The sequence below is a fragment of the Lysinibacillus sp. G4S2 genome, assembly GCF_030348505.1.
GTDB lineage: Bacteria > Bacillota > Bacilli > Bacillales_A > Planococcaceae > Lysinibacillus.
In genome coordinates this window covers 2760708-2773366 of the sequence record NZ_JAUCFJ010000002.1, presented here as the reverse complement: position 1 = coordinate 2773366, position 12659 = coordinate 2760708, and the positions used below count along the sequence as shown (strand labels likewise).

The 12659-nt window shown below is 36.3% G+C and carries 9 protein-coding genes; all 9 read right to left on the bottom strand.

The window, feature by feature from the left end; translation table 11 throughout:
• Positions 1 to 233 precede the first annotated feature (233 nt).
• Positions 234 to 2390, bottom strand: a complete 2157-nt coding sequence (locus QUF91_RS14280) for an ATP-dependent helicase (RefSeq protein ID WP_289418188.1) — start codon at positions 2388 to 2390, stop codon at positions 234 to 236.
• 898 nt (positions 2391 to 3288) lie between these two features.
• Entirely contained in the window at positions 3289 to 5088 is a 1800-nt protein-coding gene (locus QUF91_RS14275) for a S9 family peptidase (RefSeq protein ID WP_289418187.1), read from the bottom strand.
• A 508-nt stretch (positions 5089 to 5596) separates the two neighbouring features.
• Entirely contained in the window at positions 5597 to 6847 is a 1251-nt protein-coding gene (locus QUF91_RS14270) for a DUF4179 domain-containing protein (RefSeq protein ID WP_289418186.1), read from the bottom strand.
• The gene (locus QUF91_RS14265) at positions 6844 to 7344 is read right to left on the bottom strand and encodes a sigma-70 family RNA polymerase sigma factor (RefSeq protein ID WP_285395209.1); all 501 of its coding nucleotides are present in this window, start codon (positions 7342 to 7344) and stop codon (positions 6844 to 6846) included. The genes QUF91_RS14270 and QUF91_RS14265 overlap by 4 nt, the downstream gene beginning before the upstream one ends.
• Before the next feature lie 640 nt (positions 7345 to 7984).
• On the bottom strand, positions 7985 to 9244 hold the full coding sequence (locus tag QUF91_RS14260) for an ATP-grasp domain-containing protein (RefSeq protein ID WP_289418185.1): 1260 nt from the start codon (positions 9242 to 9244) through the stop codon (positions 7985 to 7987).
• 14 nt (positions 9245 to 9258) lie between these two features.
• Positions 9259 to 10530 (bottom strand): MFS transporter, encoded by a 1272-nt coding sequence (locus QUF91_RS14255; RefSeq protein WP_289420076.1) that lies wholly within the window; start codon positions 10528 to 10530, stop codon positions 9259 to 9261.
• Positions 10531 to 10602: 72 nt separating this feature from the next.
• The gene (locus tag QUF91_RS14250; protein ID WP_289418183.1) at positions 10603 to 11421 is read right to left on the bottom strand and encodes an SPL family radical SAM protein; all 819 of its coding nucleotides are present in this window, start codon (positions 11419 to 11421) and stop codon (positions 10603 to 10605) included.
• 31 nt (positions 11422 to 11452) lie between these two features.
• Entirely contained in the window at positions 11453 to 11986 is a 534-nt protein-coding gene (gene adaB, locus QUF91_RS14245; RefSeq protein WP_289418182.1) for a methylated-DNA--[protein]-cysteine S-methyltransferase, read from the bottom strand.
• Positions 11970 to 12590, bottom strand: a complete 621-nt coding sequence (locus QUF91_RS14240) for a bifunctional transcriptional activator/DNA repair enzyme AdaA (RefSeq protein ID WP_289418181.1) — start codon at positions 12588 to 12590, stop codon at positions 11970 to 11972. The genes adaB and QUF91_RS14240 overlap by 17 nt, the downstream gene beginning before the upstream one ends.
• Positions 12591 to 12659 lie beyond the last annotated feature (69 nt).

The following is a 12659-nucleotide window of genomic DNA, read 5'->3' as shown; positions in this document are numbered from 1 at the left end:
TATAAAGTTAAGATCATAGTTTGCAAAAATCCTAACAGAGGGTAAAAATCGAACTCTTTTAGGCAGAAAATATATAAATGTTCGTGTTTCGGTGCTAAAAATGCTATTCAGCCATCGACTGGATACTTCATCAATCGAATAAAACACGAACATTATTTTTGGAAGTTATCAAGAAGAAAATAATAAAGGCTGTATTCTCAAGCGTATTCGAAAAAATCCCGAATACGCTTCATTTAATCTTCCATCGTTTCTAAATAGCCTTGCTGTAAACATGTATCCGTCAAAAACTTCTTAATCCCCGAAGCAAATGACAATTCAATTGTGCTACTTGTAACGGCTAATATTTCCCCTTCTCCTAAAATCACATGCTTTACAATTGAGCCAACGATTAACGCTGACTCGGTTGTAATCGTCCACTCATTACGATATTGCTTCGGTGCTTTCTTCGGACTTTTCGGCGCTTTCTTTGGCAATTCTTGCGGTGAAACGATTTGTTTTAACTCCTTCATGAATATCGATGGCTCCACACTGGTTTTAAAGCGTTTACTATACGAAATTAATTCCAAATGGCGAATCGCACGTGTGATACCGACATAAAAGAGTCGCGTTTCTTCCTCGATTTCTTCTTCCGCCTCACTAGGTAAAATCCCCTCAATCAAGTCAATCAAATACACATGGTCAAATTCCAAGCCTTTTGAACTGTGCAATGTCGTCAATGTAATTGCATTCAATTCATTTTTCATATGAGACGAACGTGCTAAATTTTCAAGCCGCTTCAAACGACCCGCAAATTCGGTCATTGTCGTCGTATGGCGAGCAATTAAACCAAGTACATCCACTATATCTAGTAAATTTTCATAATTAAAACCGAGGTTCTCACTCATTTTCTTTAAGTTACGCTCATAACCAAAGTCATAACGAATATGCTCTAGCATAGCTGTTGGCGTTGTTTTATCAAATTGAATGCTATCATACGTTTTGCGAATCCGCTTAATATAGTCAGGCTGATAATCCTTTAATTCAACATGCTCTAACAACCGGGTGAATATACAGCCATCCTCCGGCACTTTTTGTAGCGCCTTCAATTGCGCTGGCGTAATATAAGCATTCATTTTTCTGTAAACCTTTTCAAATACCGTGACATTTTTTGTATTGTACGCTAGACGCATGAAGTTCATAATATCCTCCACGATCCAATGCGTGAAAAAGCGAATCGTGGAATCTTTCATATAGAAAGGCAACCCTGCTCTTTCAAACGCGTCCATAAGCGGAATGGCTGACGTATTATTTCGATATAAAATAGCCGTTGAGCCGCGCTTAGACAGTTTTTTCAATTGATCCACTAAATATTTGGCCTGTAAATTGTAATTTTCTAGGATTTTAAACGAGATTGGCTCTGCTGCAGGATTTTCCGTAAACATTTGTTTGTTATAACGCTTTTTATTTCGCTGAATGAATATATTGGCTGGCTCTACAATCGTTGTAGATGAACGATAATTTTGCGTCATAAGTAAAACATGCGCCTCCGGATATATCTTTCGAAAATTCAACAAATAATCTGGCTCTGCACCGCGCCAGCTATAAATGGCCTGATCTTCATCTGCAACGACGCATAAATTTTGATGGACTGCGACGAGCTTCGCGATGATTGCATGTTGAACTGGCGATGTATCCTGACTTTCATCCGTTAAATAATAATCGTAGCGGCGTTGGTATTGCGCCAGCACCTCTCGATTTTTCGTGAAAATATCATTCGCCATTAATAGCATATCGTCAAAATCAATTAACAAACGGTCACTACCTGTGCGTTTATATTCCTCATAACGCTGTAAAATCTCAACTTTTTTTGGCACCTTTACTTCTGCAATTGCCCATTCCTGTTCTGGCAGCATTTTATTTTTGATAAACGTTATATACGTCAGTAGCTCGTCTAACTGATCTTCGGTAATTTTTGAGCCATTTAATTGTTCAAAAATCTCGCGAAGCACTCGTTTTTTTGAAACAACACCAGGCTTGTCCGATTCTTCAATGATACCGTACGAAATGCCCTGACGTTCAAGTGTCTGCCGGACAACTTGAAATGCTAAACTATGAATCGTCGAAAAATCAACCGGTGGCAAATGCGGAAAAAACTTTGCAAAACGTGCCTTCATATCATTTGCCGATGCCTTACTAAACGTGACAGCCTTTATGCGAGAAGGATTCACACCAAGCGCCTCAATCATATAGCCAATACGCATAATAATCGTCGTCGTTTTTCCTGAACCGGGAGATGCCAATAGTAACAGCGGGCCATTCGTTTGCAACACCGCCTGCGTCTGCACATTATTTAGACGAACGCCAAGTGAACGCTCCTTGTCCTCAAAAAATGCTTTTTGTGCTCCATTCATATCAATTGCTCCGTTCTAAAAAAATCTATTCGTTATTATACCAAATGATGAGGATTCAGCCGAGGAAAGCAGCACAATTTTAAAGCAAAGAAAGAATAATCGTATGTATAAAGCAGCTTTACAATAAGTGGCAGGGACAAAACTGGTCAAAACCTTAAAAAGCACGATAAATCAATTTAGAAACGTTGATTTATCGCGTTTTTTGATGTTAAGTTATTAAATTTTGCGCAAAAAAATATGCTCATGTCATAAGCGAAGTAAATTAGTGTTGCATGAAGGTGGATGTCGATATTTTTCAAAAGTTGGGTGATAAATTAAAATAGTTCGTTGATAAACTAAAAAAGTTGGGTGATAAATCGATAAAGTTGGTCGATAAACAATCAAAAGTTCTCGACAAATTTCAAAACTGCAGCTCATTATAGTTTTTTGTCGCTGCAGAAAAATGAAGTTTTGTCCCAGCTTCTTTTACATGTAACTACCTGTAAATTTTCTATTTCCGTTGTGGATAAATTGTACAGATTGGCGTCATTTTTCGTTATTTTTTTAAAATCCGCTCCTTAGCAATTTTACATTAAAAATACGAGTAAGGAAAAAGGGGTTTCAGATTTTATTACGCTGCTCAATCCATCCCGAATATCCGATAAAACATTTGAAATTTATCAGGTTCATTTTGATTTGATTTGCTGAAATATCTTCAAGTGGGATAAATGTCTGTTTCGATCCACCACTACAACGAAGTGTATGTGGCAACACAAGGGATGTTGGTCGGTTTGTAATTAACTAGGTCCTACCAAAGTAGAACCTAGTCTTTTTCATTTAACTTATCACAGTATTTCCATCAACTTACGCACCCATTACGTAAAGAAAGAATTTTTAATATTTCTCTTGATACGTATCGTTATGCTTTCACTTTTGATCCAACGAATTGATTCATAAATGAGAGAATTTTTTGATAAACAGCAATTTCATTTTCTTTTTTAGAGAACCCATGTCCTTCATCTTCAAGAAGCATGTACTCGACATCACGACCTTTATCTTTTAAAGCTTGGACGATTTGATCAGATTCCTCTTTCACAACACGTGGATCATTCGCTCCTTGGATCACTAGCATTGGTTTCACCATAGTTTCTAAATACGTAATTGGTGAGAAATCAATGAGTTTTTGCTTGTCTCTTTCAGGATTTCCTACCCATTGATCCATAATTGGCTTCCAGTCTTCAGGAACCGAGTTGATAAATGAGAACAAATCAGATGGACCAAATATATCCACTACAGCTTTGAAATAATCAGCATGTCTACCGTGAAGCAATAAGGCCATATATCCTCCGTAACTTCCGCCCATCAATAAAATATTGCCTTTTTCTGCGTAGTTATTATCAATGAGCCAATCGAGTCCAGCTACATTATCAAGGCGTGGACCGTGTCCCCAATCACCTTCTACCATTTTCGTGAAGGCCAATCCATAGCCAGTCGAACCACGGAAATTCGGAGCAAAGATGCTATACCCGTTATTTAAAAAGAATTGGAAGGAAGCTCTAAAAAATTTACGCTCTGCAGCTTGCGGACCACCATGCGGCCAAAAGATGATTTCACCATTGTCATTTTCCTTTTTAGCTTTGAAAAATAAGGACTCTATTTCAAGTCCGTCAAAGGAAGAATAAGTAATCACATCCGGCTCAACTAATTCGCTTTGATCTACACCTGGAACTGTGTATTCCGTTAAAGATGTCCATCCATTTTCCTTAAATTGATAAATATTATGCGGCTTCGTAGCACTTCTTCCTAATAAATACAAACTACCGGATTTTGTGACTATAAGCTTTCCGATGACACTACATGGTGAATCTAGTTCTTCCCAATTATTCGATAGCAAATCATACATGTATAAATGATCTTCTACACCTTTTTCACTGATTACATACAGGCACTGGTTTTCTTTGTTATATTTCAACGTAGTAAAGCTTTCATTCTCCAAATCTTTCACTTTTACAAACTCATTTGTCTCTAAATTATACGAAGCCAAATACGTAAAATCAGCATCGTAATCCGTTAATAAATAGATGAGCTCATCGGATACAAAAACTGCGTCACTGACCGTATGTTGCTGATCTGTTGGCGGTGTTAAGAGAATATGTTCCTCTCCTCGTTTGGCGTAGATGAGTGTATACGTATTAGCAAAATGTTTATAGTAGATGGCTACCTCTTCATTCGGGCTAAAATCGATTAAAAAAGTCGGCGCATCTTTTCCCTCAAGAACTGTTTCTTCCTCACCAGTCACCAAGTCATAGACATATACATTTAAATACGTTGGATTTCCTTTCGAAGATGTATAATAAAGCTTGTTCCCATCTTCTGATAAAATTGGCCCGGAATTACGAGTTCCTTCTTCATAAATAATTTTCTTCATTGTCCCACCTTGAAGCGGAAGTCCATAAAATTGCGTATTTTCGTCTCCATTCTGATCAAAACCGGCAATGATGAACCGTCCTTGTTTATCATAGAGGAGTCCTTGACAGCTCTGGTCAATAAAAGTAAGCGGCGTCGGGAACGTATTTGGTAAATTCATGGCCCATAAATTATACTTACCACTTATATTGGTACTGAAAACTAGTTGTTTTTCATCTGGACTAACCGCGAAATCCCCAATCGAAAATGTTCGTAAAAACTGTTCTACATCTGGTTTAGAAAAAGATATCATAATGAAAACTCCCTCCTTTTTTAAATTGAGCGAAAAGTCTATCTTTTTATACAATACCATTATTACACTTTAATGTATAACATATGGTAATTAAATGTACTACATGTTTAAACCTTTTGTTTATCATAAAAATAATAAAGAGTATACCTGTTTGAAACATTTTAGGTGACTTAAAAATGATTATAAAAGTAAAAATCATAATACCAATTACAATTTAGTTATTGAAAAATATCACCGTCCAGAATTACGGTATCAAACATTTCAAGTTTTTCTTGGGCAATTTTCAAACGTTCTATTTGACGTTCTAAATACCATGCTTTTGACTCCAACAAAAATTGCATTAATCCTTTTTAGATTAAAAAAAACGAATTCCATCATCAGAAATTCGTTTTTTTCATTATACTAACTCCAATCACTCAACAGCCTCACAATGTGTTGTTACTGTAGCTAGTCTAAAATATTAAAAAAGATGTTCAAAAAGTCTCTCCTTTTTGAACATCTGCGTACTTTATTTCAATGGAATATTCAGTTCAATATCCTCTCCAATAGGATTGAAGAAATAGTTGATATATATTTTTGCTTTGCCATCATAATCTTCAAATTGCGTCGTCTCAATTACGTACTGCTCATCTTGTGAAACATTGGCATCTTTAAGTGCTAACCTCGTACCATCTTCTTTTATAGCATCAGTTAGCAATAAAAATCTACTTTCAGCCCGTGTATCTATAGCAACTGATACATCTTGCTGCGTTACGGAAATGTCCCAATTGAAATAATCAGGTTTCGTGAGTACTTCTTTTGTCCCGAAATCAACTTCGATAAAATCCTTACCCTTTGGAACGGCGTGAACAGCTCCAATTATAATTTTGAGTGACTCTGGGTTATGGAAATAATTGCTTTCTAAATATAGCGTATATTTCCCTTCACGAACATTTTTGGATAATGGATGACGCTTGCTTTTTCTTCGCTCTCCATCTTGCATCACGACCTCAATATCATCAAACGATAATATTTCCATCGTATTCGCTTCGTCTACTTCAATATCGAGAGCCATTTCTAATGGAGAACGACGAATTTGTGTAATCGTAAATTTCTGACCACCAACATTTACAGTTTGATTCGCAGTAAAAATTTTCTCCTTTGCGATTTCATTTTGTAGTGTAAACGGTACCGTAATTTCAATGTTCCTCTTATCTTTATCTTTAAAATGAAAAACCGCTTTAAAATCTTTTGAAGTATAATCGAAAGGCTCTAGAAAATCATATTCCACTGAAGAAGAGATGCGTGTTTGATTTATTGTAATCCCGTCAAATGAACCTCCGCCTTCAATTTTTTTGTCCCCTTGGAACAATTGAACTTCCTCCAAGTTTAATTTCGAAATATCAGATGAGGCATCGGCTTCATAGAAAAGTACTAATCCAGTATGATCTGCTATCACGCCTTGTAATGTAAGCGATAGACCATTTTTAGACTTCGTTACATTGATTTCTTCATAGTATTCATTGTCGACAATATCTTGTATCCCTTTATCTCTTACAACCGCAGATACAATTGCTTGAAAGCCAGGTATTTTTGCAACATGGCTAGCAATCGTAGGAGAAACACGAATTGAAAATAAAAAGCTTAAGCAAAACAAAAAGGCTATTGCAACTGAAAAAATGCGCTTCTTTGTTCTTTTTTCTCGCTGTACTTTACGATACATATCCATGCGAACTTGTTGAAGTTTCTCCTTTGGAACGTCAATCGGTAGTTTACTCATAGCCAGTCCTCCTTTTTTCCAGCGAAGTTTCTAAGTTTCTTTAATATATGATGAAGCTTAGACTTTACGGTACCCTCCGGAATTTGATTTAGCTCGGCAATTTCTTTGTTTTTTAGTTGCTGAAAATATTTCATATAGACGAGTTGCTGCTCTGACAAGGATAAATGTTCCAATAACCTCTCCATATCAGAGTAGATGACCCATTCAACTAGGTGATGTTCCTCAATTGAAACGGTTGGTTGGCGTTTTCGTAAATGGTCTTTACAACAATTGATTAAGACGCGCACGAGCCATGTTCTGGCATATTCGTGCTGTTGTACGGTATGCATTTTTTTAAGTGCCTTGTAAACCAGCTCCTGCATCACGTCTAAAGCGTCTTGCTCATTTTTCATGTATGTAAAAGCCATGCGATATAAAATTTCTTCATCCATTTCAATAAGTGAAAGTATCGCTTGATGATCCCCACGAATAGCACGCTGCACGATTTCAAATTCCATCCTTTTCCCCTCCTTCCTTAATTAGACTCATCGATGCTTCATTTCGTTCAAAAATTTTATAATTATTTAGGAAATCGTCATTACAAATATAAACTTCTGGATACGCATGACAGTAGCTGTATATCTTTGATAATATTATCAGATATACAGCTACTGATTTTCCACAGGTCGATTGGATAGACTTGCCCCGGCTATGAACTTATTTAAAATATTCCTGTCCTGATGGAATAGCACATTTGGCCACTCAGTGAGGAATTTTTCTATGTATCTGTAAAAATCTAACCTATTCGCTTTCACTGTTTCGGCAAGTTCAAGGGGATGGGATGATGGTCCGGACTATCATTTCACCTAAAACAAATGGTTGTCCTAATAATAATGGGGGAAATCATTTAGAAACAATTATGACACTAATCAAACAGGTATTTTAGTGGCTTTTGAAGGTGTTCCAAGTGGATACAATACATAGGCATTTGGCTTTAATCTTTTCATTAAAAGATGTTACTTTGAAAACTTTAATTATTAACTCAATTAAACTACCCCATTAACACAAGAAGCGATTGCTCTAATTGAACAATCACTTCTTAAACTTACCTGTATTGTCCTTTTTCTTGACATAGACCAGTCATGTACCACATTCCTTTTAAAATAATTTTTTAAAAGAAGGTTTCCATTCTGACAAATCCTGATAAACAAATGTTATATTGTCACATATTTTATCTGCAACTTCGTACATATGTTGTATATCATTAGCCGTAAATAATATATATCCTTTGCGCCCTGTACTGTCTACAATAGTTGGTATGGTGTCGCCCTCTTTTACTAATAGATCAATTAATACGACCTCGGATATGTTAGCTAACCCTTCATACTTGATTTCTTTTAAGTAACCTGGTTTTGGAATCAAGCTTAAAGACATAGCTTGACATTTTGAGGGTACACATCTAAATTCATCTATAGTCTTAGTAGCTATCGCATCATAATAGTATCCAAATTGAGATATGCCAGTTGTTAGTTCTACCATTTTCCAAATGTTACCGCCACCTATCCTCACTTGAGACTCTATGATTATTGGCTTATTTTGTTTTCCTATCTTTACCTCTGTATGAGTAATGCCATCTTCCAGTTGCATGTCGTCCAAAAATAGCATTACTTTCTCAATGATTAATTTTTTTTGAGAGTCATCTATAGGTGCCGGCATAATAGTATAGTTTATTAAAAACGTATCTTCTTTAAATATTTCAGCTGATATAGCTAGTATAGAATGTTTTTTGTTATAAGAAACGGCTTCGACCGTATAAACTACGTCACCTTCAATATACTCTTCCACTAAAATAGGTAGTTGAACACCGTTTTCTTTAATAAATGCCTCTACGTCATCTCCTATGTCTAGCTTAGATACTCCTTTACCACCTGCACCAATCGGGGGCTTTATTATAATACTTTCTTTTTTGTGCAAAAATTCATCAATGTCTTTTATGTTGTTGCAAACGATCGAATCTATCGAAAAGTCTTTGCCTGCTAGAACTTCACGCATCATGTCTTTATTGCGGGTTATCATATTTGCGTTGAAAGAAAATCCTTTAACATTAAAAATCTTTGCAATTATGCTAGCCGTATCTAAGGCTACTTCGTTGAAAGATACAACCATATCAAACGGTTTCTCTATGTACAATTCTTCAGCATAGTACACACAGACGGGTATGTTTGTTGTGTCTATTTCTTTTTTATAGAAACACTTTTCTAAGATAGTTCCATCGAAATATATGTGTTTAGTGTAAGACCCTATATACGAAACAGTATACCCCCTATCTATAGCATCTTGTATAGGCTTTGTCCATCCTCCTATAAATAAAATGTGTTGTGTATTTTCTATGTCAGTTCCTTTTGATACCTTATACATTATAATCATCTCCTCTAAATTGAAGTCGTATATTCAATGTTGATTCCTTTTGATATGCCTCGCCTTAACAACACTATTAAACACAATGTTGTTCCGAAGCCCCCTATAAATAATGTAGTTTGAAGCCCAAGTATAGAAACTAAAAAAGCACTAGCAAAACTTCCTAATGCCCAAGCTCCCCAATTAAGGGTACGCTGTACAGCATTTACTCTTCCAAGCATGTGACTTGGTGAGGCAAGTTGTAGTATGGTTGCGGCGTAAGGGCCAAATACACCTTCTCCCATACCATGTATGATACTTGCAGCTACTATACCGTAAACGGTTCCTAAATAGCCCATTATCGGTATAAAGGCTAGACCGATAACTGATACAGTAGCGCTATAAATAAGCATTTTTGTATTATTAAATTGTTGACTCTTTTTTACGAGTATCGTATTGCCTATTAAAAATCCTACCGCTGCCGAACCTACAACAAAGCCTATTTCAAGTTCAGATAGACCCATTACCTTATAAAGGAATATGACTAAAATGCTATTTAGTATGTATTTAAAAAAACCGTAAACAGCGCCACAGCTTACAATTGGCTCCAACACAGGGTGGTTTTTAAAAAATAACAAACCTTCATATATGTTTTTATAGATCGATTTTATATTGACGTTTTTTAAAGAGCCTTCTGTATGTGGTTTAAAACTTGAAATAAATAATATACACACAAAACAAACAAAATACGTTACTGCGTCAACAGTGAATAAGCCTGTTAATCCAACTAGAGTAATAACGATTCCTGCTAGCATAGGGCCAATTACTATAGAAAGAGACTCCGAAAGGGCTAGTTGAGCATTTCCTCTTTTTAAGTTGTCTTTATCGGTTATTATTTCCGGTAAGAAAGAAGGAATTGCGATATTGTAGAACGTTGTAAATATTCCATTTAAAAACATGAGAAACATCAATAAAGGGAACGTTATTATATTTGTTCCAGTCAATATGAATACTGATAAAAATAAAACGCCTTGACATATACTACAAATTAGCAAAACCTTTTTTCTATGAAGGATGTCTATTAAAGCACCGGCTACTAATCCGAAAATTAGGTAGGGTATGAATATAATCCCTCGAAGCAAGGCAGCATTCGCCTCACTTGTTTCTAGCACCTCTAATGCAAAAAGAGGCAAAGCTACTACTGTAAACTGGGTACCTAACAAACTTATAGACTGTCCTAGCCAAAGCTTGTAAAAATTAAAGTTTTTTTTATTTTTCATAAGACGCCTCCAATAATTCGAATTTATAAAGAATGAATCATAAATCAAAATATTCCGAATTTTATAATTCTATTTATACATACAATCACTTCCTATTTTTCACGGCTCAAACCCAGCCTGGCTCACATAAACGTGATTTTCTGGAAAGATTTCAATGAATCGGTTATATACTTTTTTAATTACATGTGGTCCATACCATTCTTCTAAACCAAGTTGGGCATATTTTTTCTCAATACCTAGTTTTCGTGTGCGTTTTCCACCACTGCCATCGCCCATAAAGTAGTCATCCATACATATCCGATCGACGAATGGCTTCAATTTGATAGGAAAGTATTCCCCACTCGGTAAGATGGGAGCTATAGCAACTTGGGTCGGTATGCCCGCAGCTGCTAATTGTTCCAATGTCTTAAAGCGCGCCTGGATTGGAGGTGCTTTTGGAGTAAAATGTTTACGAATCGTTTCTGAATCTGTTTCAATAGTCATACTTACACGAACTTTATCTTTAAAATGTTGCAGCAAATCGATATCTCGACTTACAAGTGGGCTTCTAGTCTGTACTAATAAGAAGTCAGGGGGATCTTCTACCATAACTTCTAGTAAAGATCGCGTCACCTTTTCCTTATGCTCTATTGGTTGATACGGATCTGTACTTGATGACATAAAAATGGTTACATTCCCTTTGGCTTTGGCGCGACGAAGCTCCATTTTTAATAAATTCGCAGCTCCGTTTTTAACATCGATCCAATTTCCCCATTCCCCTTCTCGAAAAAGAGATACAGGCATTTCGCGTACATAACAATAGGAACACCCAAATGTACAGCCTGTATAAGGATTTAGTGAATGCGTATAGCCAGAAAGAAAGCCAGTCCCTTTATTCAGAATGGTTTTTGGATTTTTGTAGAATAATTCATTTTTCATGACGGAACCTCCATTCATTATACGGCAATAATTACTCACAACTAGATGAAACTTGCTTTTCCAGATTCAGGAGCAATGTCTTCATTTCTAATCCGCCCCGATAGCCAGTTAATGAGCCATTCTTCCCTATTACACGATGGCACGGTACAGTAATTAATACCGGATTAGCCCCAATAGCCGCTCCTACAGCACGAACAGCTGCTGGTTTATTTATAGCATTTGCAATGTCGGAATAAGATTTCGTCTGTCCATAAGGAACTTCACAAAGCGCATTCCAGACTGCTAGCTGAAATTGCGTACCTACGTACTCAAATGGAACAGTAAAGGTTTTCCGCTTTCCTTCTAGATACTGAGTGATTTCAACGACATAGGGTTCAAGCTTTTCATCATCTTCAACAAGAGGACTTCCTGGAAAGCGTTTCTTCGCCCATTCGAACAATTCCTCGAATGGTTTGTTCTGTGAACCAATAAACGCAAGCCCTTTTGAAGTTGAAGCAATATAAAAATGCCAATCCTTAAACTTTAGTAAAGACCAATAAAGGGTTGGTTTATTCTTTGTTTTCATTGTACTTTTCCTCCGTTTTACTCAGTTGACGAAATTGCGCTGGCGTCTGTCCAGTTTTCTTTTTAAATAAAGTAATAAAATAAGGCGCGTTAGCCATACCCACACATATGGCGATATCTCCAATCGCTTTATTTGTTTGAATCAAATACTTTTTAGCCGCTTGTACTCTAACTTGTTGTATATACTCAACCGGCGTAATGCCTTTTATCTTTTTAAATGTTCGATGCATATGATACGGACTCCCATGACAAATTGTTGCTAACGATTCTAGCGTTAATTTTTCCGTGAAATTTTTATCAATGTATTCTGTAATTAAATCAACCCACTCGCTATCAGGCAGATTTTCATTAGTGGGCTTGCACCGTTTGCAAGGACGAAAATTTGCGCGGAGAGCTTGTTCTGCGTTTGGAAAAATACATACATTTTCTTTTTTCGGAACGCGAGATTTACAGGAGGGTTTACAAAATATCCCTGTCGATTTTACAGCGTAGAAAAATTGATTATTGAACGCTGCATCATTATTTAGTATTGCCTGCCATTTTTCATCTGGTATCATTTCTTCATCATTCGAAATTCTATGTCCGTTATTAATACTATCCAGCATTGACATCACCTCTTCTTACAATATACTCCCTATAAATTCAGAATGTATAGTTCTGGGAATGGAATAGCA

Coding starts and splice junctions, on each gene's coding strand:
- QUF91_RS14250 (WP_289418183.1), bottom strand. CDS start 11,421: ATGAAAAATGAATTATTCTACAAAAATCCAAAAACCATTCTGAATAAA.
- adaB (WP_289418182.1), bottom strand. CDS start 11,986: ATGAAAACAAAGAATAAACCAACCCTTTATTGGTCTTTACTAAAGTTT.
- QUF91_RS14260 (WP_289418185.1), bottom strand. CDS start 9,244: ATGTATAAGGTATCAAAAGGAACTGACATAGAAAATACACAACACATT.
- QUF91_RS14275 (WP_289418187.1), bottom strand. CDS start 5,088: ATGATATCTTTTTCTAAACCAGATGTAGAACAGTTTTTACGAACATTT.
- QUF91_RS14265 (WP_285395209.1), bottom strand. CDS start 7,344: ATGGAATTTGAAATCGTGCAGCGTGCTATTCGTGGGGATCATCAAGCG.
- QUF91_RS14240 (WP_289418181.1), bottom strand. CDS start 12,590: ATGCTGGATAGTATTAATAACGGACATAGAATTTCGAATGATGAAGAA.
- QUF91_RS14280 (WP_289418188.1), bottom strand. CDS start 2,390: ATGAATGGAGCACAAAAAGCATTTTTTGAGGACAAGGAGCGTTCACTT.
- QUF91_RS14270 (WP_289418186.1), bottom strand. CDS start 6,847: ATGAGTAAACTACCGATTGACGTTCCAAAGGAGAAACTTCAACAAGTT.